The organism is Enterobacter sp. CPE_E1241 (assembly GCF_045618265.1).
In the GTDB taxonomy this organism is placed as follows: Bacteria; Pseudomonadota; Gammaproteobacteria; order Enterobacterales; family Enterobacteriaceae; genus Enterobacter; species Enterobacter adelaidei.
This window is the reverse complement of the sequence record NZ_JBIWYV010000001.1, coordinates 1,020,567-1,044,655: the sequence shown is the minus strand read 5'-3', so window position 1 is coordinate 1,044,655 and position 24,089 is coordinate 1,020,567. Positions and strand designations below refer to the sequence as shown.

At 50.3% G+C, this 24,089-nt stretch carries 20 protein-coding genes and 1 pseudogene; 8 read left to right on the top strand and 13 right to left on the bottom strand.

The window, feature by feature from the left end:
• The first annotated feature begins 56 nt into the window (after positions 1-56).
• Positions 57-1,757: a lysophospholipid acyltransferase family protein gene (locus ACJ9Y9_RS05005; RefSeq protein ID WP_028017696.1), complete on the top strand. Its 1,701-nt coding sequence runs from the start codon at positions 57-59 to the stop codon at positions 1,755-1,757.
• 105 nt (positions 1,758-1,862) lie between these two features.
• Here ACJ9Y9_RS05005 and tauD read toward each other — a convergent pair whose 3' ends face one another.
• The 6 genes from tauD to mmuP form a co-directional block, all read right to left on the bottom strand.
• Positions 1,863-2,711, bottom strand: a complete 849-nt coding sequence (tauD, locus tag ACJ9Y9_RS05000; protein WP_028017697.1) for a taurine dioxygenase — start codon at positions 2,709-2,711, stop codon at positions 1,863-1,865.
• Positions 2,708-3,535 carry a taurine ABC transporter permease TauC gene (tauC, locus tag ACJ9Y9_RS04995; RefSeq protein ID WP_028017698.1) on the bottom strand — a complete coding sequence of 276 codons (828 nt, stop codon included), beginning with the start codon at positions 3,533-3,535 and terminating at the stop codon, positions 2,708-2,710. Before tauC ends, tauD begins: the two co-directional genes overlap by 4 nt.
• Entirely contained in the window at positions 3,532-4,299 is a 768-nt protein-coding gene (gene tauB, locus ACJ9Y9_RS04990) for a taurine ABC transporter ATP-binding subunit (protein WP_028017699.1), read from the bottom strand. Before tauB ends, tauC begins: the two co-directional genes overlap by 4 nt.
• Positions 4,300-4,309: 10 nt before the next feature.
• The gene (tauA, locus tag ACJ9Y9_RS04985) at positions 4,310-5,272 is read right to left on the bottom strand and encodes a taurine ABC transporter substrate-binding protein (RefSeq protein WP_023293188.1); all 963 of its coding nucleotides are present in this window, start codon (positions 5,270-5,272) and stop codon (positions 4,310-4,312) included.
• Between the two features lie 172 nt (positions 5,273-5,444).
• The gene (gene mmuM, locus ACJ9Y9_RS04980) at positions 5,445-6,377 is read right to left on the bottom strand and encodes a homocysteine S-methyltransferase (protein ID WP_028017700.1); all 933 of its coding nucleotides are present in this window, start codon (positions 6,375-6,377) and stop codon (positions 5,445-5,447) included.
• Positions 6,364-7,764 carry an S-methylmethionine permease gene (mmuP, locus tag ACJ9Y9_RS04975; RefSeq protein ID WP_028017701.1) on the bottom strand — a complete coding sequence of 467 codons (1,401 nt, stop codon included), beginning with the start codon at positions 7,762-7,764 and terminating at the stop codon, positions 6,364-6,366. Before mmuP ends, mmuM begins: the two co-directional genes overlap by 14 nt.
• A gap of 341 nt (positions 7,765-8,105) precedes the next feature.
• Here mmuP and ACJ9Y9_RS04970 point away from each other — a divergent pair, with 341 nt between their 5' ends.
• From ACJ9Y9_RS04970 to ansB, 5 genes are all read left to right on the top strand, one after another.
• On the top strand, positions 8,106-9,215 hold the full coding sequence (locus ACJ9Y9_RS04970; RefSeq protein WP_028017702.1) for an AI-2E family transporter: 1,110 nt from the start codon (positions 8,106-8,108) through the stop codon (positions 9,213-9,215).
• 120 nt (positions 9,216-9,335) lie between these two features.
• Complete coding sequence (locus tag ACJ9Y9_RS04965) at positions 9,336-11,120, top strand: diguanylate cyclase (RefSeq protein ID WP_028017703.1); 1,785 nt, start codon at positions 9,336-9,338, stop codon at positions 11,118-11,120.
• A gap of 397 nt (positions 11,121-11,517) precedes the next feature.
• A complete protein-coding gene (locus tag ACJ9Y9_RS04960; protein WP_028017704.1) occupies positions 11,518-12,012 on the top strand; it encodes a molybdopterin-dependent oxidoreductase in 495 nt (164 codons plus the stop codon).
• A gap of 17 nt (positions 12,013-12,029) precedes the next feature.
• On the top strand, positions 12,030-13,961 hold the full coding sequence (locus tag ACJ9Y9_RS04955; RefSeq protein ID WP_028017705.1) for a bifunctional diguanylate cyclase/phosphodiesterase: 1,932 nt from the start codon (positions 12,030-12,032) through the stop codon (positions 13,959-13,961).
• A 551-nt stretch (positions 13,962-14,512) separates the two neighbouring features.
• Positions 14,513-15,559, top strand: a complete 1,047-nt coding sequence (gene ansB, locus ACJ9Y9_RS04950; RefSeq protein ID WP_028017706.1) for an L-asparaginase 2 — start codon at positions 14,513-14,515, stop codon at positions 15,557-15,559.
• A 105-nt stretch (positions 15,560-15,664) separates the two neighbouring features.
• On the opposite strand, the pseudogene ACJ9Y9_RS04945 reads toward ansB, so the two are convergent.
• Positions 15,665-15,811 (bottom strand): annotated as a pseudogene (locus ACJ9Y9_RS04945) (YggW family oxidoreductase); the annotation flags it as partial.
• A gap of 450 nt (positions 15,812-16,261) precedes the next feature.
• On the opposite strand from ACJ9Y9_RS04945, the gene ACJ9Y9_RS04940 reads away from it, so the two are divergent.
• Entirely contained in the window at positions 16,262-16,930 is a 669-nt protein-coding gene (locus ACJ9Y9_RS04940; RefSeq protein ID WP_028017707.1) for a hypothetical protein, read from the top strand.
• A 122-nt stretch (positions 16,931-17,052) separates the two neighbouring features.
• Here ACJ9Y9_RS04940 and ACJ9Y9_RS04935 read toward each other — a convergent pair whose 3' ends face one another.
• The 6 genes from ACJ9Y9_RS04935 to ACJ9Y9_RS04910 all read right to left on the bottom strand — a co-directional run bounded on the left by ACJ9Y9_RS04935 (position 17,053) and on the right by ACJ9Y9_RS04910 (position 23,243).
• A complete protein-coding gene (locus ACJ9Y9_RS04935) occupies positions 17,053-17,589 on the bottom strand; it encodes a hypothetical protein (protein ID WP_028017708.1) in 537 nt (178 codons plus the stop codon).
• Between the two features lie 22 nt (positions 17,590-17,611).
• A complete protein-coding gene (locus ACJ9Y9_RS04930; protein WP_028017709.1) occupies positions 17,612-18,064 on the bottom strand; it encodes a MarR family winged helix-turn-helix transcriptional regulator in 453 nt (150 codons plus the stop codon).
• Entirely contained in the window at positions 18,061-19,641 is a 1,581-nt protein-coding gene (locus tag ACJ9Y9_RS04925; RefSeq protein WP_072032698.1) for an AMP-binding protein, read from the bottom strand. Before ACJ9Y9_RS04925 ends, ACJ9Y9_RS04930 begins: the two co-directional genes overlap by 4 nt.
• Positions 19,642-19,934: 293 nt before the next feature.
• On the bottom strand, positions 19,935-21,914 hold the full coding sequence (locus ACJ9Y9_RS04920) for an FUSC family protein (protein ID WP_050482920.1): 1,980 nt from the start codon (positions 21,912-21,914) through the stop codon (positions 19,935-19,937).
• A gap of 12 nt (positions 21,915-21,926) precedes the next feature.
• Positions 21,927-22,946, bottom strand: a complete 1,020-nt coding sequence (gene mdtN / locus ACJ9Y9_RS04915; protein ID WP_028017710.1) for a multidrug transporter subunit MdtN — start codon at positions 22,944-22,946, stop codon at positions 21,927-21,929.
• Between the two features lie 9 nt (positions 22,947-22,955).
• Positions 22,956-23,243, bottom strand: a complete 288-nt coding sequence (locus ACJ9Y9_RS04910; protein WP_072001243.1) for a YtcA family lipoprotein — start codon at positions 23,241-23,243, stop codon at positions 22,956-22,958.
• Between ACJ9Y9_RS04910 and ACJ9Y9_RS04905 the strand changes: the two genes are divergently transcribed.
• Entirely contained in the window at positions 23,232-24,008 is a 777-nt protein-coding gene (locus tag ACJ9Y9_RS04905) for a TetR/AcrR family transcriptional regulator (protein WP_028017711.1), read from the top strand. The two genes, ACJ9Y9_RS04910 and ACJ9Y9_RS04905, sit on opposite strands and share 12 nt — an antisense overlap.
• Positions 24,009-24,089: the final 81 nt, after the last annotated feature.

Here is a 24,089-nt window from a genome sequence, read left to right as displayed (position 1 = left end):
ATACAACCGACATCTGCTCCTTCTACTGTCTTCGCAAGACGGCAGGAGGAGTAATCATGTTTAGCCTCGATAGCGTTCTCGACGATCTTTGGCCTCAGGCGAGGCCAGCACCCTGGCAAAAAAGTCTGTTAAAAAGACTGTTTTACGAAGACGAATTCCAGCAATTTGCCGCAGCACACCGCCACCTGAAAGGTCTGGATATGGTGGAGCAAGTTCTGGAGCACCTTGATATTCTCTGCGCCGTTTCCGCCCGCGATCTCGAACAAATCCCCGAACATGGCCCGCTGGTCATTATTGCCAACCACCCGACGGGTACGCTTGACGGGCTGGCGCTGTTGTACGCCGTCTCCAGGGTACGACGCGATGTCAAAGTCGTGACCAACCGGATGCTGACTCACCTTGAGCCCCTCAGTTCGCTGTTTATTCCAGTGGACAATATGGGTGGCAGGACGGCGAAAACGTCCCTGGTCCAGATGGAACAGCATCTGCAAAACGCAGGCGTGTTGATTTTCTTCCCGGCGGGAGAAGTTTCGCGGCCCACACGTAAGGGTATTCGCGATAAAAAATGGCACTCTGGCTTCATCAAACTCGCCAGCAAGCTGCGCGCCCCGCTGCTGCCAGTGCATATTCAGGCGCATAACAGCCTGCTCTTTTATGCCAGCACGCTGGTCTCCCCGACGCTGTCGATGCTGTTGCTGATGCAGCAGATGTTCCGCCGCCGCCATAGCCAGCTGCCGATTAAAATCGGCCAGCAGATCGCCTGGCATCACTGGCATAGCGCCACCCTTTCGTCACGTGAGATGGCCGAGCAGTGTCGTCAGCACGTGATGCGTCTTGGCAAGGGAGTGCCTGGCGTCTTTAAAACCCAGTGCGCTATCGCCCGCCCGGAAGACCGGGCCACCCTGAAGCGCGCGCTGGCGCAGGCCGAATGTCTGGGCAATACCAGCGACGGTAAAACCATCTATCTTTGGCAACGTAACGGTCAGGAAGATGCCCCGCTGTTGCGCGAGCTGGGCCGCCTGCGCGAAATTGCCTTTCGCGCGGTGGAAGAAGGGAGCGGCAAACGCCGGGACACCGACCGTTATGATGATGATTATCTGCACCTGATCCTGTGGGATGATGAGGATCTGGAGATCGTCGGCGCGTACCGCTTTATGCCTACCGCCAGACAGGTTGAGCGTCGCGGTCTGGAAGGGTTGTACAGCTATAGCTTGTTCCACTACGACGACAAAATGCAGGATGTGCTGGAGCACGGTATTGAACTGGGGCGCAGCTTCATTCAGCCACGCTACTGGGGACGTCGTGGTCTGGATTATTTGTGGTCCGGCATTGGAGCGTATCTGGCGCGTTATCCGCACTATCGCTACCTGTTTGGCCCGGTCTCCATTTCCGGTGGCTTACCGCCTGCCGCACGGGATTTGCTGGTGGCATTTTACCGTCTCTGGTTCCCGGCGACACATCCATTAGCCGCCTCACGTCAGCCGTATCCGGCATCGCTGCCGGATGTTCTGGCACAGTTTAGCGGCGTGGATTATGTGGATGACCTGACGAAGCTTAAATCGCTGCTCGGAAACCTCGGTTGCGGCATTCCCCCGCTCTACAAACAGTATTCCGAGCTTTGCGAACCCGGCGGCGTGCAGTTTATTGATTTTGGCAGCGACCCGACATTTAACGACTGCGTCGACGGACTGGTGCTGGTGGATTTGTGTTACCTGAAGGCGAACCGCTATCAGCGGTATATTGAGGCGCACCTTTAAATGTGCGGTATTTTGTAGGCCGGGTAAGGCGTAGCCGCCACCCGGCAATTGTGCACCGTTTTCGCCGGGTGGCGCTGCGCTTACCCGGCCTACGGGAGCGACGGGTTAAGGACGGTAAAACGGCTTATCGCCCAAAATCGTTGCCCGCTGCATAATCCGGCGCTGCGGCAGGTAATCCGCATTGGCGTAATGCTGCGTCACGCGGTTATCCCAGATCGCCAGATCGTTCTCCTGCCAGCGCCAGCGCACCTGAAATTCCGGTTTAGTGATATGCGTAAACAGGAAACTCAACAACGCCTCGCTCTCTTTTTCCGTCACGTCCACAATGCGCGTGGTGAACCCTTCGTTGACGAACAGCGCCTGCTTGCCCGTTACCGGGTGAGTACGCACGACCGGATGTAGCAACGGTGGATGCTTTGCAACCGCTTCCTGCCAGCGCTGATGTTCTTCTTCGCTCTTACGGTACTTGTACTCCTGGAACGATTTTTTGAAGTCATGCTCCGCCCGCAAGCCGCTCAGCAGCGTCCGGAACGGCGCGGACAACGCTTCAAAGGCCGCTATGCCGCTAGCCCACAGCGTATCGCCGCCGGTTTCCGGTAACAGCTTCGCCGCCAGAATCGCCCCGGCAGGCGGCGTCTCAATAAAGGTCACATCAGTGTGCCAGTTGTCGTTATCCGGTGGATTATCGTTGTGGGTATCCAGAACGATAATCTCCTCCACGCCTTCCGCATGCGGATAGACGGGGTGGATATGCAGGTCACCAAAACGCAGCGCCAGAGCGCGCTGCTGCTGCGGGGTTATCGCCTGTTCGCGCAGGAACACCACCTGATGGCGCAGTACTGCGTGGTACAACTGCTCGAACTGGTTATCGCTCAGCGGACGGGTCACATCCAGCCCCGACACCTGCGCGCCAATGTACGGCCCCAGCGGGGTAATGGTCAGACGTTCACTCATTGTATTTCTCCATGCCAGGGCGTCAGGCGGCGCTGTAACGCGCGCAGCCCCAGTTCTAATCCAAAGGCAATCACGGCGATCACCGCAATTCCTGCCAGTACCACGTCAGTCGCCAGAAACTCTCCGGCAGACTGCACCATAAACCCAAGGCCGCGCGTGGCTGCAATCAGCTCCGCCGCCACCAGCGTGGACCAGCCCACGCCGAGGCCGATGCGCAGTCCGGTTAAAATCTCCGGCAGCGCGCCGGGTAAAATCACGAACAACAGCACCTGCGTGCGGCTTGCTCCCAGCGACTGCGCCGCGCGGATCCGCACCTGCTGGGCGCTCTTCACCCCCGCCAGCGCCGACATGGCGACCGGGGCGAAAATCGCCAGATAAATCAGCAGAATTTTTGACGTTTCACCAATACCAAACCAGATAACCATCAGCGGCAGGTACGCCAGCGGCGGGACCGGGCGGTAAAGCTCAATCAGCGGGTCGAGAATGCCGCGAACAGTCGGGCTCAACCCCATCGCAATTCCCACCGGAATACCAATGATGACCGCCGCCAGCAGCGCCACCAGAATACGGGCCAGGCTTGCGCCTAAGTGCTGCCACAGCGTGGCATCCATAAAGCCCTGCGGCCCGGCGATGGAAATAAGTTTGGCCAGCACCTGTCCCGGCGGTGGCAGAAACAGTGGGCTAATCCACTGCTGGGCAGCCACCAGCCACCACACCGCCAGTAATACCAGCAGCGTGCCGACGCTCAGTGTGATTTGGTGCGAGAAAGGCCAGCGCAGCACCATACGCGTGCGGCGCGTTTTTTCACTGAAGACGATGCTCATGAGAACGCCTCCCGTTGTTCAAACACGCGGCTTAAGACGTATTCACGCTGTTCAATAAACAGCGGATCGGATTTGATGCTGCGCACGGGTTCTCCTGTGACGTAGCGGCGGGCAAAATCCAGCGGCAGGCGTTCCAGTACGCGCCCAGGCCCTGGCGATAACAACACCAGTTCGGTGGCCATAAATACCGCCTCTTCAATATCATGCGTGATCAGCAGCACCTGTTTGCCGGTTTCATGCCACAGGCGCAGCAGCAGGGTTTGCATCTGCTCGCGGGTGAAGGCATCCAGCGCCCCGAACGGCTCGTCCAGCAGCAACAGCTGCGGATTCGCGGCCAGCGCGCGGGCAATACCGACGCGCTGCCGCTGACCGCCGGAAAGCTGCCAGATAAAGCGTTTTTCCGCCCCTTCCAGCCCCACTTTTTTCAGCATCGTCCGTGCCGTTTCCAGCCGCTGTTCGCGATTGATGCCCGCAAGCTGTAGCCCAAACGCCACGTTTTCCTGCACATTGCGCCAGGGAAGTAATCCTTCGTTCTGGAAGACCACGCCGCGCTCGGCGCCCGGGCCTTCAACCTTTTTGCCTTCCAGTTGAATGGTGCCATGCTGATAAGGGACAAACCCGGCGATCAGATTCAGCAGCGTGGTTTTTCCGCACCCGGACGGGCCCAGCACCACCAGCAGTTCACCGCTGTCCAGCGTCAGGTTGATATCCTCCAGCGCGGGTTTACCGCCGTAATCGGCGTACAGGTTCGTAATATTCAGCATGGCGGACTCCTTATTTCACAAAACGATCGGTCACGTACTGGCTGTAATCAGCGGCCACCGCAGGCACTTTGCCCTGCTCTTTCAGGAAGGTGGCGGTATCAACAATCGCTTTGTTCACCGGCCCGGTCAGCTGCTGCACCTGCTGCGCGGGGGTGAGATAGGTATTGCCTTTCACCAGCCCCGGTACGTCCGCTTCCGGCACGCCGCTCAGGCGGGAGAGTTTCTCCAGGTTGGCGGGCTGCTTCAGCCATTCATCCGGGTTGCTGATATAGGGCTGCTGGGCGTCAATCGCGCTTTTGGCAAAGGCTTTCACCACCTCAGGGTGTTTCTCGGCGAAGTCTTTACGCACGACCCACACGTCGAGGGTTGGTGCGCCCCATTGGCCCACTTTTTCAGAGTCGGTCAGCACGGTACCGTCTTTTTCCAGTTCGTTGACAGCCGGTGCCCAGACGTACGCGCCGTCAATATCGCCGCGCTGCCAGGCCGCGATAATTGCCGGCGGCTGCAGGTTGATGATTTGCACCTGGCCCGGTTTGATGCCCCAGTGTTTCAGCGCCGCCAGCAGGCTGTAGTGGGTGGTGGAGATAAACGGCACGGCGATGCGTTTGCCGATCAGATCTTCCGGTTTGGTGATGTTCTTCTTCACCACCAGCGCTTCAGAGTTACCGAGCTGCGAGGCGAGCAGGAAAACCTCAATCGGCACCTGCTGGCTGGCGGCTACCGCCAACGGGCTGGATCCGATATTGCCGATCTGCACATCGCCGGAGGCTAACGCACGCACGACGGACGCCCCGCTGTCGAACTTGCGCCAGTCAACCTTCGCGCCGCTCTCTTTGGCAAAGGTGTTGTCCGCCTGCGCGACTTTCGCCGGTTCCGCAGAGGTTTGATACGCGACGGTGACGTCTACCGCCTGCGCCTGAAATGCCCACAGCGCCAGTGCGCCGAGAAGTGTGATTCGCGATGAAATTGCCATAGTGCCTGCTCCCCTTGTTGTTATGAGGGCAGTATTTCCGGCGCGGGAATTTTGATAAAGGAATAAAAATGAATCGCTCATAACGATTCGTTTTTAGATAAAAAGCGGGAAAGGATAGTTGATTTTGTGCGGTGTTGTTTTTTCCCTCTCCCTGTGGGAGAGGGAGAGGGCATCAGCGCTGCGCGTTCAGCTCAGCAATATCTTTAGGCGTGGTCCGACAGCATCCACCGATTAATTTGGCCCCTGCGTCCAGCCACTGTGGCAAATACCCTGCCAGCGTCTCGCACGCTTCACCGTGGTGGTGCCAGGTTTTGGTTACCGCGTCATAATGCTCGCCCGAGTTCGGGTAAACCACCAGAGGCAGCGAGGTCAGACTCTGCAGGTGTTTCAGCGCCGCAGTGGTGTTTTCCAGCGCGATGCAGTTGATGCCCAGCGCGACAATCTGCGGATAATGCCCCAGCTCCGCAATCACTTCCCGCAGCGGCGTACCGTCGCTCAGGTGTTCGCTGTCCCGCAGGGTAAAGGAGAACCACGCCCGTGCGCGGGGATACTCGGCCAGGAGTGCCGCCAGCGCTTTGATTTCCCCAAAAGACGGCAGCGTTTCGCAGGCCAGCAGATCCGCTCCCGCATCCAGTAGCGCTTCTACGCGTGGACGGTGGAAGGTGGTGAACTCTTCTTCGCTGCGTACATAGTCGCCACGATACTCAGAGCCGTCCGCCAGATACGCACCATACGGCCCAACGGAACCGGCCACCAGCAGCGTACCCGCATGTGGGTTTTCAGCCAGATACGCTTCACGCGCCTTACGCGCCAGTTCCACGCTTTTGCCAATTAACGCCCGAGATTGCGCCTCGTCCAGACCGCGCGCTGCAAAGCCCGCAGGCGTGGCCTGATAGCTGGCGGTGATCGCCACCTGCGCGCCTGCCCGGTAGTAGTCGAGGTGAACTTCACGGATAAGATCCGGGTTTTCGACCAGCACTTTGGCAGACCAGAGGCTGTCTGCAAGATTACAACCACGAGCTTCCAGCTCTGTTGCCATCGCGCCATCCAGCACCACAAATGGCTGTTTTTCGAGGATGGCGGTAAGCGGATTATTCTGCGACATGTTCAGGCTCCTGCGATGTCATATTTCGGGTCAGGTAGTAGGCACCATAACACAGGGCAACAAACGGAAGCCCGCAATAAAGGGCAATGCGCTGGCTTGGGTCAAACCACAGCCCAACACAGGCCACCACACAGAGGATAAATCCGAGCACGGGAACCAGCGGATACCATGGCGCGCGGTACTGCAAAGCCGAGAGAGGCTGGCCGGACTGTAAATGACGACGACGGAAAACAAAGTGCGACGCACAGATGCTGATCCACACCGCCACCACCGCAAAGCCAGAAATCGCCGACAGCGCCACAAACACCGTGTCCGGTGCCACCACGCTTGAGAACAGCGCCAGCACGCCGCCAAGCATAGAAACGGATAGCGCCGTCAGCGGTACGCCGTTCTTATTAACGCGAGCAAAACAGCGCGGCAGCGTTTTCTCGTTCGAAAGCGACCACAGCATGCGGCCCGAAGCATACAGCCCGGAGTTGGCCGCCGAGAGGATCGCCGTCAAAATCACAAAGTTAAAGATATCTGCCGCATAAGGAATGCCGACCTTTTCAAACACCAGCACGAACGGACTCTTTTCCACTCCCGCCTGCTGCATCGGGATCAGCGCCGCCAGTACAAATACGGTACCGATAAAGAAGATAATCAGGCGCGCGATAGTGGTACGGATAGCGACCGGAATCACCTTGTGCGGATTTTCCGTCTCTCCGGCTGCAATACCGATAAGCTCTGTGCCGGAGAAAGCAAAGTTCACCGCCACCATGGTCATCAGGATCGGCAGGCCACCGTGCGGGAACCAGCCTTCAGCCGTAATATTGGTTAAGCCTGGCGCAGGCGAACCGTCCTGCATCGGGATAAAACCAAAGATTGCCGCACAGCCAAGAATAATAAAGGCGATGATGGTGATCACTTTGACCAGCGAGAACCAGAACTCGCCCTCGGCGAAGAAGCGCGTGGAGATCACGTTCAGACCAAAAATCACCGCGCAGAACACGACACACCAGGCCCAGACGGGCACCTGCGGGAACCAGTACTGCATGCAGAACCCAGCGGCAGTAAAGCTCGACCCGAGCGCCACCGTCCAGGTCAGCCAGTAGAGCCATGCCACGGTATAACCCGTCGCCGGCCCCAGATAGCGTGCGGCGTAGACGTGAAACGCGCCGGTTTCCGGCATCGCCACGGAGAGCTCGCCCAGACACTGCATCACCAGCCAGACCACCAGCGCGCCTATCAGGTACGCCAGCAGCGTGCCCGCCGCCCCGGTCGTGGAAATGATGTAGCCAGTATTGAAGAATAACCCTGTCCCAATCACGCCACCCAGCGAGAGCATTATCAGGTGGCGTGTTTTCATGGTGCGCTTAAGCTGCCCATTTTCTTGTTGTGTTTGCATATTACCTTCTATACGTATGGACATCTAAACATCCAAAGAAGGTGTGTTATACCGCGATTGTTAATAAAAAGCTAGATGACCAGACGCAAACGGGCGCGCCGCGAGCTGAGTCTGGGGTGGGTGGTGAGGATCACATAAAGAATCGGACGCCAGGCCATAAGCACCTCCGCAAGCAGATACTTACAGCATGGTGCGGGAAGAGGCGATCTTCGGTCAGTCGAAAGTGGTATCCGTGAAGAGCGGATTCATACCGTAACACTGCCCGCCACCCGGCGTAAGGTTGGTAATTCTCACAATCAGTTCTATAGTCGACACTGTTTCTTAGTAACCAGGACTGACTGATGCGCTTTAACGGACTGACCAAAGGTTTCTTTATTTTTATTCTTGCCCTTGTCACCTGGGCCTTCTTCGACGTGCTGTCGCCCTACTTCTCCGCGATACTGTGGGCCGCGATCCTGACGGTCATTTTTAACCCGGTAAAAAACAGATTGCGCGCCGCGCTAGGGGATCGCAACGGGTTGGCCTCGCTGCTGACCATCGGCATCATCTGCCTGATTGTGTTCATCCCGTTGATGGTGATCCTCTCCTCACTCGCCATTGAGTTGAACGTGGTTTACACCAAGCTACAGGAGAACAACACGCAATTCCCGGAAGTAGTGGCAAGCATCTTCAACCACCTGCCAGACTGGGCCAGCGGTTTCCTGGCGGATCACAACCTGAACAACGCGGCACAGATTCAGAAAAAACTCTCGGATGTCGCCCTGCAGGGTGGACAGTATCTGGCCGGCAGCGCGTTTCTGATTGGCAAAGGAACATTTGGTTTTGCGATTAGCTTCGGCATCATGCTTTATCTGCTGTTCTTCCTGCTGAAAGACGGCCCGTATCTGGTGCGCCAGATCCTCGACTCCCTCCCCCTCTCGGATTTCGCCAAGCAGCACCTGTTCGCCAAATTCGTCGGCGTGTCGCGTGCCACGGTAAAAGGAACAGCAGCGGTGGCGGTGGTTCAGGGCATCCTCGGCGGGATTGCGTTTGCTATCGCGGGTATTGACGGCAGCGTGCTCTGGGGCGCGCTGATGGCGTTCCTCTCGCTGGTGCCCGCCATCGGCTCGGCGATTGTCTGGGTGCCAGCCGCCATCTTCCTGTTCGCCACGCATCAGATCTGGCAGGGGCTGTTTATTGTAGGCTTCTTCGTGATCATCGTTGGGCTGGTAGACAATATCTTGCGCCCGCTGCTGGTGGGAAAAGACACCAAAATGCCGGACTATCTGATTTTGATCTCCACTCTTGGCGGCATGGAGCTGTACGGCATTAATGGCTTTGTGATTGGCCCGCTGATCGCCGCGCTGTTTATTGCCTGCTGGAACCTCTTCTCCGGGCGCGATCACGAAGGTAACGCCGAAGAACTGGACGCAGATTTCATCGAAGAAGGAAAGAATCCTCCGGATTTGTGAGGATGTGACGATAAAAACCATACCAGGCGGCACTGTACCGCCTTTTTTTTCGCCTTAAATCAAACGTTTTCTATAATTTGAAAGAACGCCATCCTACTCATGTCGTAAAAGGATCATCAGGTGCGAATCGCGACGATAACAAACTGGGCCTATGGTGCCACTGTCTGCCTGACCATCGCCTCCGGCATCATCATGCTGATGGCCTCCAATGCCGACACCGCAGAACGTCAGGCGGTGGAACAACGCCAGCGTTTTGATGGGCTTACTGAAGATGTGGAGACCGACGCGTGGGCGCAGTCTGATTTGGCACGCCTGTACGTCATTAAAAAAGATCCGCAAACGTTCAGGGAATACCAACAGTCAGAGGGCTATCTGAAGAACATTGAATTGCGGCTGGAAAAATTACGGGACAACGGTGCATCGGATGATGAACTGTCCCTGCTGCGTGAAGGCATAAAAATCATCGATGAACTTCAGGACGAACAGCAAACCGCGCTAGCCAGCCTTGAGCAAGGAGAAGACGCTCAGGCCATTGCTCTGCTCTATGGTGAGCCCTATGAGAAGGAGCTGGAGCGTGCGCAGAAGCAGATCGATCACTTTCACCAGATACTCGACAAACGCGTCATCGCCTCCGTTCAGGATGCAACCAAAAAATCGAAAGCGCTGCGTACGGCTTCTGAGCTGATGGTCGCTCTGACCGCCCTGCTGTTCTTGTTTGTGCTCGGCTTTATATTAAAACGTCGCGTGCTGCGCCCCGTGGTGCGTCTGAGTGATGTGGTACACCGCCTGGCATCACAGGATTACGCGGTTGAAACGCCCAATTTCAACCAGATTGATGAGATCGGTGATATGGCACAAGCCATCCGCATCTTCCGTGAAAACGGCCTGGCGCGACAACGTCTGGAAAAAGAGCGCGATGCCGACTGGGCCATCCGCGAGCTGCTCGCGCGCATGACCCAGCGACTGCAAGGGTGCGAGAACTTTAACGATGTGATTAACGTGGCGGAGCTGTTTGCACCGAATATCGCACCGGGGATAGCGGGCCAACTCTACGTGCTTGACCGCGATCCGTGGCAGATGCGCTGTGTCGCACAATGGCTTTCACCGATCGGGGAAAAGACGACGTTCCATCCGGATGAGTGCTGGGCCGTGCGTCGCGGGCAGAGCCACCCGCCGGTAAATGGTGAGCCAGATATCGCCTGCTACCACCTGCCGGAGTCACAGTCGAATAGTTCACTGTGCGTGCCGCTTATCGCCCAGGGCGAGGCGATTGGTTTGCTCTCCTTCCAGAATATCACTGCGGATAATGCCCCTTCCCGCGCGTATCTGGAACTGATGGCCGAAGCACTCGGTCTGGCGCTCGCCAACCAGCGACTACGCGACGCATTGCTGGAAAAAGCCCTGTTTGACCCGCTTACCGGTTTGCGTAATCGTCATCATCTGGAAGATACCCTGCAAACCCAAATGACGCAGGCGATGCGTAACAGTGAACCGTTAAGCTGCATGATGATCGACATCGATCACTTCAAGAGCATCAATGACCGCTTCGGCCATGAAGCGGGCGATCAGGTGATCAAAAGCGTGGCGTCGATTGTTCAGCGGGCGGCACATGACAACGGACTGGCGTTCCGCTATGGGGGTGAAGAGTTTCTGGTTCTGCTCTCCGGTGCTGGTGAAGAAGAGGCTCACACCTGCGCACAGAAGATTTACAACGGCGTGCATGAGCTGTCGCTTCGCTACGGGCTTACAGAAATTGGGCCGGTGGATGTCTCGATTGGTATTGCCAGCTATCCCCAGCATGCCCAGAGTGACAACCTGCTGCGCGCCGCGGATGTGGCCCTATACCGGGCGAAAGAGTTGGGTCGGTCACGGATTGTGAGTTTTGGGATGCTGGAGGCGGGCTGATTAAACAGGTTTTCCGGTATGAATTTTTCCCGCCTGCAACAACGTGGCTTACACGTTCTCGCCCAGCTGGATAAACGTACGGCTTCGCCACCCATTATGTTGTGTTTTTCTACGTTACCGGGCCGGGTAAAATCAGTAGTGTGAGAAAATATCAATCAATTAAAGCGATCATTTTTTAAACGCGGGGGAGTTTATTCAAGTAACATTGGTTTATCTCAACAACTTAACCGTTTTTTATGCAGAAAACACCCTTTCACCCCACAAACACAACTCGTTGATTTCACTTGATTTACACGCAAAAAATGTATAAAAACAGTAGCGTCTCAACAAAATATATAAACTAGTATGATAACTAAATTATAATTCTTATACTTCTGGTAAAAAAGTGGAGGCCAAAATGCGATTAATCCTACTGCTGTTATGCTGTCTGGCACCGAGTTTGACCTGGGCTGGCGAACTGCCAAAACCAGTCGGTAAACCCATTTTAACGATTTACGGTAATATAGAAAATACCAATGATAATGGGAAAGCAGTGTTTGATCTCGCCAGCCTTGAAAAACTGGGTATGGTGAGTTTTGAGACAACATCCCCCTGGTATAATGGCCGCACTAAGTTTGAGGGTGTTCCAATGAGCAAACTCATGGATTATGTGGGTGCGAAGGGATCAAACATTAATGTTATCGCGCTCAATGATTACTCTACCGTCATCCCTCTCAGTGACTTCAAAAAATACAACGCCATACTTGCCTTAAAGGTCAATGGCGAATATATGCGCATCCGCGATAAAGGCCCATCATTCATTGTATACCCCTATGACAGTCTTCCTGAGTTGAATAATCAGATTTATTACTCACGATCAGCATGGCAGGTTAGCAAAATGAAGATTGAGTAGTCGTTCAGGAGAACATAATGAACAGGATACTGGTTGGTATCATTTTTTCTCTTTTTATCACGACAGGATATATTGCATACCTTGTTTATGATCGACAGCAAGAGTTGCAAAAACTGACTCAATACACTGAGTCCTGGTCGGTGGCCCAACTGGTATCTGAGTATTACCGTTTTGAATCATGGCTTGGTCTATACGCAACTGATACCGATGACGTTACGATAGACCAGGTCCGCATGCGCCTTGAAATTATGCTGAGTCAGGGCGATTTAATGAAAGGGGGAGATTTAGGTCACTATATTGACAGCGATAAAACGCACCAGGAGCTCGCTTCACGCGTAGAGCAAATACTGAACTATCTGGATGGTCATCTTGAGAAAATGAGCCATTCTGAGTTACAGGCATACCTGAAAAATATGCATATGCTCGATGCGCCACTGAGTCAACTTTCTGCAACAGCATTAACGAAAGACATTAACACGGTTAATGAATCCAACAAGAAAGTACAGATACTTTATTATATTTACTCTGCTCTTTCATTGCTCCTGGTGATATTAAGCTTTATCCTGGGATTTTTAATGATCTATCAGAACAAAAATATTCTCAAAGCACATATGCAGGTTAAAAGCCTTGCTGAAGAGCTCCAGTTATCAAAAGAAACACTGCAAATTCAGAATGCGAAGCTGGAATATGATGTCTATCATGACTCCCTCACCGGGATGAAAAACCGACTTTACTTCTGGGACGATCTCAACAAAATTAATCTTCAGGCAGATAAAAACCATATCCCTGTAACGGTAATGTTATTTGATTTAGACCGGTTCAAAGAGGTCAACGATACCTATGGCCATGATACCGGCGATTTACTGTTACGTCAGGTATCCCGCCGTCTGACTTCAATGAGTTGCGATTCAGAGACATTTTACCGCCTGGGAGGAGATGAATTTGCGCTTCTGTCCAGTGGTTTAACCGAAACAGCGGCACTCTCACGAGCCAAAGAAATCAGCGATGAGATTAGCCAGCCCTATACTATTAACAATCAACTGATAAAAATTGCCACCTGTGTGGGTATCGTTTTATCAGACAATGAACGACGCTCTGATTATCTCTATAAATTTGCCGATCTGGCGCTCTATGAAGCCAAAAAAGAAGGTTCACAGCAGATAAAAGTCTTCCGTCAGTGGATGATGCAAAGATTACAGGAAAGCAGAACCCTTGAGCATGACATGGCACTAGCACTGGATAACCATGAGTTCGTTGTATATTACCAACCTATTGTCGATTCATTCAGCAATCAAATTTACGGATATGAAGCGCTTATTCGCTGGATACACCCGGTGAAGGGGATACTGTCACCTGATTACTTTATTTCTGTCGCTGAAAAAACCGGGATGATCAATCAGATCGGGAAAATTGTGCTTGAGCTTGCCTGCCGGGAAGCTGTGTTATGGGCGATTCCGGCAAGGATCTCCGTAAACGTCTCACCTATTCAATTGGGTAATAAATCATTTACGACGATGGTGCAATCCATCCTTAAAGAGACAGGACTACCGGCTAACCGACTCGAGTTGGAGGTGACGGAATCTTCTCTTTTCAGTGACAGCAACATGCCAATCACTATCCTCAAAAAGCTCAGATCTCTGGGTGTAAAAATTTCCATCGATGATTTCGGAACGGGATATTCGTCGCTCTCAAGACTGAGTGAATTGAATTTTGATAAAATTAAAATAGACAAATCCTTTGTGAATCCTATTTCCACACAGGATGATGCGCTTAATATCGTCAAATTGATAACCGGTATGGCGAAGAGCCTCAATATGAGTGTCATCGCAGAAGGTGTTGAAACCGAAGCGCAGCTTGAACGTCTTCAGGCACTTGGCTGCGATCTCGTGCAGGGATATCTATTCGGAAAACCTCAATCTCAAGTCGACCTAAAAATCAAAAACGGCTAAATCACATTTAGCATTTTCTCCTGCTTTACACAGCACTTTTTCATTATCCGTTAACGCTTTAGTAACGGAAAAAAAGACGCCTCGTCAGGGAACGGTGGCGTCCAGAATGAAAAAACCAGGCATCAATTCCATCAAGATATATGTGTCGAAAACGGTACGAAACCGTTTGCGTACGCATTATCTCACAGCAGGAGAGTGCCATCAGCTACCAAAATGGGTAATACCGATGCGGAGTCAGTCCATCACCTCTGCTCAGGTGGCCAAATTCAGTGTGGCCTGGTTTGATGAACGTCGTATTGATTGATGAGTTGAGGAATAAACGGGTATTGCTGAAAGTGCTGCTGGGAAGATGGAAACCCTTTCAGAGTGGTTGTGGCAGGTTTTTCAGAAACGTAGCAACGGCGATTTTGCTGGTGGTTCGGGTGGAAGCGACATCCACCTCTAAATTTAACAATCTAAAAAATACATTTGTCTGGTTAACTGGATGAAATCACATTATTCAACTATGAGGTTGGGATAATACGATAAATTCACGTAACTGGAGAAATAACATGGAGTTTTTCAGGAAAACGGCACTGGCAGCACTGGTTATGGGTTTCAGCGGTGCAGCGCTCGCCTTACCGAACATCACCATTTTAGCGACCGGCGGGACGATTGCCGGTGGCGGTGACTCCGCAACTAAATCTAACTATACGGCGGGCAAAGTTGGCGTAGAGAATCTGGTCAAAGCCGTTCCTCAACTTAAGGATATCGCTAACGTTAAGGGTGAGCAGGTCGTCAATATCGGTTCGCAGGATATGAACGACGACGTCTGGTTAATCCTGGCGAAAAAGATCAATAACGAGTGTGACAGCACCGACGGCTTCGTGATTACCCACGGTACAGACACCATGGAAGAGACCGCTTACTTCCTCGATCTAACCGTGAAGTGCAATAAGCCAGTGGTGCTGGTTGGCGCAATGCGTCCGTCTACCGGGATGAGCGCAGACGGTCCGTTCAACCTCTATAACGCGGTGGTGACCGCGGCGGATAAAGCCTCTGCCAGCCGTGGCGTGCTGGTGGTGATGAATGACACCGTGCTTGACGGGCGCGACGTGACCAAAACCAACACCACCGATGTGGCGACCTTCAAATCCGTAAACTACGGACCGCTGGGGTACATTCATAACGGTAAAATCGACTACCAGCGAACGCCTGCGCGTAAGCATACCACCTCCACGCCGTTCGACGTTTCTAAGCTGAATGAGCTGCCGAAGGTCGGTATCGTCTATAACTACGCGAATGCTTCAGATCTGCCGGCAAAAGCGCTGGTGGATGCCGGTTATGATGGGATTGTGAGCGCGGGTGTGGGTAACGGCAACCTGTACAAAACAGTCTTCGATACGCTGGCAACCGCAGCGCATAAAGGGACTGTTGTGGTGCGTTCTTCCCGCGTACCGACGGGTTCAACCACGCAGGATGCTGAAATCGATGATGCGAAATACGGTTTCGTTGCCTCTGGTTCCCTGAACCCACAGAAGGCACGCGTACTGCTGCAACTGGCGCTGACGCAGACTAAAGATCCGAAACAGATCCAGACGATGTTTAATCAGTTTTAATCGCTGAAGGCGGCTGCGCTTATCAGACTTGAAAGTCAAAGTGATAAGCGCAGCGCCATCAGGCAGTTTGCCGGATGGCTTTATCCGGTAAATGCACTTGGGATCTTATTCGGTGAGAAACAGTTCAGGCAGCGAGTTTAAAAACAGTTTTCCGTGCTGGGTGATCTGCCAGTGCGTCTCACTCTCGGTCAGATCCCCCTGAGCAATGGCCTCATCAAGCGGCTGACGAATCACCGTCTCCGACAACCCCGTAGTTAGCCTGGATAATAACGGGCAGAAGAGCACAGGTGAAGATCAGCTTAGTAGCGTGCTAACAGCCTGTAATATACTGCGCGCGGCGGATGTGGCCCTGTACCAGGCAAAAGAGCTGGGAAAAGCGAGGATTGTGAGCTTCACGATGCTGGAGACGGGGTAATCGTTAGCCCGCAACCGTTGGCTTCTCTTGCCAAAGGCTTTCTACTGGTGGTACCAGGGCGGATTGCTGAGACACAGCGGTGGTTACTAATATCACCAGCAAATTTGATGCCCGTCAAAGAAATATGACTACATGGCTCAAGAAGTTAATGGGCAAGTCGATACTCAATATGAAAATACGTCAGCACACCTTACCTGGTTGAAAAGAGCCTTTTGTTAATTCAGCTGATATATCTGGCACAGATAATCGACACAGCAACTTAAGTTAAATTATTATATGGAGATAAAATGAAAGTACGTCTTTTAGCAATATCCACATCTTTAATTCTTGCTGGCTGCGCAGGTTCGGTAAAACCAGACACCGTAAAGGCAGCAAATGGTAGCTCAATTGAAATTTACAGCGTGTCCGCCATTCCAGAGCTGAATAACAATCGAGTGGCCGATAGTCACTTACGCGAAGTGACTCCGACTCATGCAGCGGCTGGTATGGGGATCGCGGTGGTCGGTGCATTACTCGGAAGTATCAACAGTAGTGATTTTGATAAAGAGAACTATAAAGGAACAACAGTCGAAACCCTGGAGAACCCAACAAACAACTGGTTTATTCCAAAAGCCAAACAAAATATTACTCAGTGGATGAATGAAAAAGGGAATGGCCACCTCTATAAACAACCACTGTATATTGGTAAGGCGACCTGGGCATTAATCTATAAAGATGCGAATGCTGCAACGCCGCTTTATCAGCTAAAATATAAAGTTCTGCTTTATAAACGTCCGGAAAGCGGGAATATGTTCTCTGCATTTACAGTAGCAGAATGTACCCCTACACCTGTCGAGGCCCCATTGAGCGACTGGAATGCAAACAATTATAAGAAAGTTGTCAGCGAAACTGAAAAATATATGAATAGTTGCCTGCTTGAACTGAATAATCAGCTTCCACGCTTGCTAAAACAGTAATACCCGCTACTGAGCCGACTCAGTGTTCTCACTTTGTTTTTAATTCGACTCGATGAGTCCTTCATCGAGTCGATTAAGAATCCATTATTACATAGTCGTCATGATAAGAAAAAATTAACAGATTAACGTCCCGCAAGAATGATTTTACAGAAAACATCCAGAGAAAACACACCAGAAGGATCATTCTCCTGGCCAGGAGGAATGGCAAGGTCAAGCATCCGGGTGTATCTCTGAGTCGTGGCGCTGTATGTTTCTTTAGTGAGATCCATGTCCGAATGATAACCCAGTAACTTTAATATTTTTGACACATCTAACATATTACGTTCGCTGATCGAATCAAAACCCTGAAATGTGAGGTCGTGCGTAAGCGAAAAATTTGGAATAGCAGTAAAAAGCTTATCCTTTTCACTATCCGAAAACATGTGATAGGTTCTCTGCAGTTTCTTAAATAGGCAAGCTATTTCATTAATAAAAACAGTTTCTTCCGGAACTTCAAACTCATTCAGAAGACCGGGATACGCCACTTCCAGCGCCCATAAATGGTTTGTCGAAATAGCAGTACGTATAAGCTCTGTGTCGTAGCCATTTCGTAAATCAAAATGGTCAAAAAGATCACACATCATAAAAACACTCAGTTTATGCAGACCTTCAACAATCATGTTGCTTACCTCAATAACCCCATTACGAGCCTTTCATGCTCTTGTACGAAATAAACATTCTGTTAATAACGTCCTGGAACATTTCCAAATCACTATTATTCATGCAAGACAGTAATTCATTCAGTTTCCTGTCCCGCTCGCTCATAGCTTTGGCAAGGATAATTTCTCCCGCCGTGGTGAGCCGGACAATTTTCACTTTACGATTACCAGATTCTTTTTCACGTGTAATGAATCCGGCTAATAAGAGATAATCCAGAGCTTCCGTGACACTTCGGGAGGTGAAGTTCAGACAATCCATGATGCTTGAAGCATAGCATTGTGGCGTATCTTGTATAACCTTCAACACACGCAATTTTGATAAGCTTAACGCCATTGGCAATAAAGTTTTATTAACTTCATTCCTCATCTCGTGATAAAGGACATTAAGTTTTTCAATCACACGAATAAGATCGTGCGATAGCGGCTTTTCGCTCATTCAGAAATACCTTTAAGTTTATATCTGAGAACCTTACCCACACCAGATTTAGGTAATGCATCAATATATTCAATATGTTTAGGTACTTTATATGATGTCAAGAATTTCCGGCAGTATTCCCGAATATCACTTTCCATTGGCATTATATCTGATGGTACGATAAATAGTTTTATCGCCTCGCCAGTAACATCATCCTGCACGCCTATTGCCACCGCCTCTTTGACTAATGGGTGTTGCAGAACCACAGCTTCAATTTCAGCAGGGTAAACATTAAACCCGGAAACTATAATGATATCTTTCTTTCTGCCCTGAATAGTAATGACGCCTTGCCGATCCTGCACGGCGAGATCGCCTGTGAAATACCATCCATCCCTTAAGGCTTCATGAGTTTCTTCATCTCTTTTCCAGTACCCGGACATAACCTGAGGCCCTTTGACTGCGACTTCACCTTTTTCACCGGGTGAAACAGTATTCCCATCGGCATCAACCAGTTTTATCTGCGTCTCTGCGACGGCACAACCCACGTTACTCAGGCATTGCGTGGTTGCAAAAGACTGAACGGAAACCAGAGGAGAACACTCCGTCATGCCATAACCAGCAAGAATCGGCTTTCCTGTAATGCCGAACCATTTCTCAGCCACAGGGCGAACCAGCTCCGTACCACCGCTAACGCAAAAATTAACTGCTGAGAAATCCAGTTCTGCAAATTTAGGGTGGTTCAACAATGCGTTATAAAGCGTGTTAACCCCTGTAATGGCCGTAAATTTATACTTCATCATAGCACTGATGACGTCATCAATTTTTCTGGCATTGCTGATAAAAATATTCACTGCACCAATCGAAAAGAAATAAAGAAAATTCACCGTTAGTGAAAAGATATGATATAAGGGCAATGCAGTTACAATTCGCTCTTTACCCTTTGTCAGATATTCACCGCAAACACGATGTAATTGATTGAGGTTTGCCGCGATATTGCCATGAGTCAACATTGCCGCCTTTGGAATTCCACTCGTGCCACCGGTATACTGAAGAAAGGCCAGGGTATTCTGTTTTACCTCGGGAGCGGTAAATGAAAAACACTGTCCCAAAAATATGATTTTTTCGAGAGTGGTGATATTTCCCTTTTCATATGAGTCAGATAGACATTCATCAGGCGTGTCCGGAAAATCATCCATACCAGCTTCAATAATATAAAGATTATCACCTTCCGGACATTTTTCTTTCAGTTCTGGTAACGTAATGATGGCCTTAGGACGACAGTCCATCATATATTTTTCAATTTCATAGCGTGTCGAATTTGGGTTTATGTTAACAACGACCATCCCTGACCGTAACACCCCCATGACTGAAATTGCATACTGTAATGAATTTGGAAGCATGATAGCGATACAATCACCACGCGTAAAAAAAGCTTCATTTTGTAACCATGCAGCAATATTTCTGCTGAGCTCGCCCATTTTTGCATAACTGACTATCGCATCGTTGCATATAATGGCAGGATAGCACTCATAAGTTATGCAAGATGATTCAAACATTTCGGTCAAAGTATGATGTTCTTTAGTCTGGTTCTGATTCACCGCATTGCCCCCCGGTCATTGTCTTTAACTAATTTTTAACATTAGAGATATTTAATCAAGAGTTGGAGTAGTATTTTTTTATAAGTGAGAGCTCCCTCACTTATTTTTATTTCACGGCATTACTTCATGCTTCCACTATATTTCATAGTCACAACCCCATGATCAAATAACTCAAAAACACAATACTCCAACACTCCAAATAAATTTGAAAAATAACTTTTATTTTTTTAACAAAATTACAAAAAACAAGAACATCGAGTTATGCTCTACCATAGGCTTAAGTACAAGATAAATTATAACGTTGAGGTGAGGTTAAAGAAGTGTCGCTGGCTCTCCTCTAACCCCTTAGCGGCATCCCTGAACGAGTCCGGTAATACGCTATCGGGAACAGGATAATAAACATCGCTATCGCTTACAGTCCTGCCATTTAACACACTGGAAATCTTGTCCATATTACCCTGAATCCCCAAAATAAATTCATTGGCGGGTTCCTGGTTTTTCAGATGTTCTTTTTCAAACGAAACGCGATCGATATAGAAAAGCACATTTTTTATGGCGTTCAAAATCGACAGAGAGTGTTGATGCAACTGATCATGCGATCCTTCAGCGCTAAACCAGGTGGGTTCAATGGCAACTCTGGCCGCGATATCTTCACATTCCACGAGCCCGGTCGCGACCTTCTGACGTGTTTCATTATGGCGAGTTGCACTGTGAAGCCAGTTCCGGGCTTCATCAAATAATGCACCAAGATTCTGCAACATTACACCGCCCTCTCGTTCCGGTCTTATCAGGGTATGGATAAGACCGGCAACGATAATCCCCAGGATAATACCGACGATCCTGTCCCTTACTTCTGTCAACCCTGTGACCGGACCAAACGTCTCAAGCGTCGCAAGAGCAAAGGTGAACATGATTTGCACCCCTGCATAACTTATATTCTCCGGGCCAGCAGAGATCCACGAAGACAATGCGATGACTGGAAGCACAATACAGAGCAGGCCAAACAGCGTATCGATCCGTGGAGTAAGATAGACAATAGCCACCAGCGCAAACACACTGCCAACTGCAGCACCGACCAGACGAAGGATGATTTTCCGATGCGTATTCCCCAGACCCGGCTGCGCAACAATGAGACAACTGAGCATAATGGTATGAATACCTGACCAGTCCGTTGCGGTATAGAACAAATAACAAACTGCCGCACTCAGCAGTGTTTTAAGTGAAAAAAACACATAGTTTTCGTTGCTGAAGGCATCCTTTACCAGAACACCCGCGTGTGTACCTGGCGATAGTACCTGGGTATTTACCTTATTTTCCGCTGCCGCCACTTGTTTGTTATAAGAGCTGATAATGTCCGCTATCGCGATAAAGGCTGGTTCTGCGGAATGCAATACCGGAGGTTTCGTTTGCCAGTCAGGCTCCCCATTAATTAGCATTAATTCTAACTGCTTTATTGCATTACGGAGTGTTTCTGCATCCTTTAATACATCCTCCCCTTCAAAGCTAGCGGGAAGATGGCAAGATGCTGTACGCAGTTCAGAAACAATTGCGATCGCAGTAAGATAATGCCCCCCTTTTTGTGCAGCATGTTTGTCCCGCATCGTTTTGTAACGCAAAAGCCGGTACAGCGTCTGAATATCGCGTCCTGCCTGGCTTAAGGTGTTTTGTCTTCGCAGTAACGCGGCATCAGCTGAAAGCAGAGAAGCCATATCCGACAGTTGCTTCCCAATGGTCCGTTTTAGCTGAATCTCCGGCTCCAATGGCATCAGGAGAGAATTGACAATTAATGTCACGGCAATGGGATAGTTAACGGCCACCCATACCCAAAGGATCCCTCTGACCAGAGTATCTGCATCAGGTGAAATATCCACAAGGCTTTGCGTGTATATTGCGACAATAGCAACCACAAAAAATACCACGCCGATTTTTGTCGTCCGCATCAAAAACGCACTGACAAAAAAAAGCGTGAAGGAGATTAGGATCCGCAAAAATGGGGTATTCCATGTCACTTTCAGAACAATTAATGACAGAACAATAGAGAAAGTGGACCCGACGATAAACAATATCCCCGTCAGTCTGGTCACAACAATGTTCGTCTGGGTGACAAAAAAAACGGTAATTAATGACAAAGCCAGCAGCGGTACCTGCAGGCTTTGCGACATGATCACCACAATCGTACAAGCCACCATAGCACGTAAGACATGGTTCAGACGCCCGGGATATGGACGCATAGAAATCCACAAATCACTCATAGCAGGAGACGTGGTACCCATAGTCTGACCCCGTTAAAACTTGTTGCCGCGGTGCAACGTTACAACAGCTGAAGCACCAATACGGAAGAGTCCTTTATCGGTTTCAGACATTTTTATTTTTACCGGGAAACGCTGGGAAACATGAACCCAGTTAATGGTCTTTTCGACTAACTGCAGTCCTCCGACGGTGGCACTGTCACCCGGTGCAACGCCATAGCTCATTGAGTCTAGGGTGCCAGAAAAAGCTTTGCCGGTATCCGCCATGATAAATACCGTTGCCGTTGTTCCTTCAGTAATACCTTTCAGATCGGTTTCCCTGAAGTTGGCGATGACATACCACTGCCCTGTATCAATGAGCGTCATGACAGGTTGTGCCGGGGATGCATATTGACCCGCAGTGGTCTTCAGTGCTGTGACTCGTCCATCGAATGGGGCACGAACTTCACTGTATTCAAGATTCAGCTTAGCTTCGGCAATTTGTGCCCTTACTTCATCCCGCTGCGCCACAAGCGCATCCACACCGCTGACAGCGGCACTGGCCTGTCGAGCCTGAAGTCTGGTCGAGTTATAATTAGCTTCAGCACTGTTTCTCGCTGTTCTGGCCTGCTCCAGCTCTTCTTTAGACACATAGTTTTTACCCATCAGCGCCAGCTTACGGTTATATGTATCCTGCGCCTGCTGATACTGGCTACGGGCACTCTCTACCTGGGCAGCGACGGCATCGGCGTTGTACTGCTGCGCACTGACGGAGCGTTCTGATAACTTGATCTGCTCATTCAGGGTGATCAGACGGGCCTGACTGGCATCCAGTGAATTCTGGAATGGACGCGGATCAATGCGGTAAAGCAGCTCCCCTTTTTTCACGAGCTGGTTATCTTTGACTGGCAATTCAATAATTCTGCCACTCACCTCAGGAACGACGTTGATGGTGTCAGCATAGACATAAGCATCATCAGTACGCGGTGCGGCATCAATTCTGAACAAGACAAGCACCAAAACCATCAGCGTCACCAGAAATAAACTGAGCGCATAAATTTTTCTTTTTACGGTCATTTCGGCACCTTAAGACGGGAAGAAAATCAGCCATGTCAGCATAGAAATCAATGCTGTAACGCAGGGATACACAACGACTGCCGGGGATAACCAGCCCGTTTTGTGCAAGTTACTGGAAAGTATGTGTAAGAGCGTCATTCCTGTGACACCGATGCCCGTACACAGAAGCCAGTCAGGGAAGGATGCGCCGAATAAAACAACAGAAGGTGCGGGAGAACACCCAGTCAGGGAGCTCACGGCAATAAACAGCACCGTCAGAAGATGGAATGATGATGGCTTGCCTGGATGTTTGTACATTTTCGTATGTTCATGAAATTTAATGTTAAAGTAGACAAACTTGAATCTTTATTCAAATTTAGCTTATCTTATACAGCACCAAATCTCAAGATCGTGCAAAATAGACAACCAACAGGTCACCTTCTTCCAGGACACATGATGGCAATTTCAGATACCAACCGCTTACGACCCCCCATGCAACGAAGGGGGCACCTCAGGGTTCAAAAAATCCTGGATGCAGCCGCTGAGATTATCAGTGACATCTCCATTGAAAAGCTCACTATTCAGGAACTTGCAAAGCGTTCAGGTACAGCGCCGGGTTCGCTTTATCATTTTTTCCCCGATATTGAGTCCGTTAAGGAATCACTGAAGCTCAGTTTTGATAACAAACTTTCCGAGATGTTGGATGCGAAAAAAAACCAATATGTGGAGCAGGACTGGTGCTCTTTGCCTGCAGGCGATCTTATTAATGCTATTTTTCAGCCCTATGCCAACTTCCTTATTGAGAACAAGGCCTATTTACCACTTCTTCTGAGAATAAATCCGGATTTTACTCAGTCGAAGTTTCTTGCTTTCCTGATCCATATATTAGAGCGCAGGAACCGTAACGTTACAAAATCAGAAATTATACGAGAAGCGAACTTCCTTCATTCCCTCGCTATAGGTACTCTGCAGCAGGCTTTCCAGCGAGATAATAAACTTCCTTACGAGTTCATTCCCAAAATACTGCATTCTCTAGCACTCTACCTTGAATCAACGGAAGTACAGTTGGTTAAATCAGATTAGTAAAAATACCTTTGATATCATAGGTATTTATTGCTGATATATGTCTGAGTATATGTCCTGAAGTGCATGGTTGTTAACCCC

Bases quoted from the DNA above. Each gene is read 5' to 3' on its own strand.
- ACJ9Y9_RS05005 (WP_028017696.1), top strand. From the start codon at position 57: ATGTTTAGCCTCGATAGCGTTCTCGACGATCTTTGGCCTCAGGCGAGG.
- tauD (WP_028017697.1), bottom strand. From the start codon at position 2,711: ATGAGTGAACGTCTGACCATTACCCCGCTGGGGCCGTACATTGGCGCG.
- tauC (WP_028017698.1), bottom strand. From the start codon at position 3,535: ATGAGCATCGTCTTCAGTGAAAAAACGCGCCGCACGCGTATGGTGCTG.
- tauB (WP_028017699.1), bottom strand. From the start codon at position 4,299: ATGCTGAATATTACGAACCTGTACGCCGATTACGGCGGTAAACCCGCG.
- tauA (WP_023293188.1), bottom strand. From the start codon at position 5,272: ATGGCAATTTCATCGCGAATCACACTTCTCGGCGCACTGGCGCTGTGG.
- mmuM (WP_028017700.1), bottom strand. From the start codon at position 6,377: ATGTCGCAGAATAATCCGCTTACCGCCATCCTCGAAAAACAGCCATTT.
- mmuP (WP_028017701.1), bottom strand. From the start codon at position 7,764: ATGCAAACACAACAAGAAAATGGGCAGCTTAAGCGCACCATGAAAACA.
- ACJ9Y9_RS04970 (WP_028017702.1), top strand. From the start codon at position 8,106: ATGCGCTTTAACGGACTGACCAAAGGTTTCTTTATTTTTATTCTTGCC.
- ACJ9Y9_RS04960 (WP_028017704.1), top strand. From the start codon at position 11,518: ATGCGATTAATCCTACTGCTGTTATGCTGTCTGGCACCGAGTTTGACC.
- ACJ9Y9_RS04955 (WP_028017705.1), top strand. From the start codon at position 12,030: ATGAACAGGATACTGGTTGGTATCATTTTTTCTCTTTTTATCACGACA.
- ansB (WP_028017706.1), top strand. From the start codon at position 14,513: ATGGAGTTTTTCAGGAAAACGGCACTGGCAGCACTGGTTATGGGTTTC.
- ACJ9Y9_RS04940 (WP_028017707.1), top strand. From the start codon at position 16,262: ATGAAAGTACGTCTTTTAGCAATATCCACATCTTTAATTCTTGCTGGC.
- ACJ9Y9_RS04935 (WP_028017708.1), bottom strand. From the start codon at position 17,589: ATGATTGTTGAAGGTCTGCATAAACTGAGTGTTTTTATGATGTGTGAT.
- ACJ9Y9_RS04930 (WP_028017709.1), bottom strand. From the start codon at position 18,064: ATGAGCGAAAAGCCGCTATCGCACGATCTTATTCGTGTGATTGAAAAA.
- ACJ9Y9_RS04920 (WP_050482920.1), bottom strand. From the start codon at position 21,914: ATGGGTACCACGTCTCCTGCTATGAGTGATTTGTGGATTTCTATGCGT.
- mdtN (WP_028017710.1), bottom strand. From the start codon at position 22,946: ATGACCGTAAAAAGAAAAATTTATGCGCTCAGTTTATTTCTGGTGACG.
- ACJ9Y9_RS04905 (WP_028017711.1), top strand. From the start codon at position 23,232: ATGTTTGTACATTTTCGTATGTTCATGAAATTTAATGTTAAAGTAGAC.
- ACJ9Y9_RS04910 (WP_072001243.1), bottom strand. From the start codon at position 23,243: ATGTACAAACATCCAGGCAAGCCATCATCATTCCATCTTCTGACGGTG.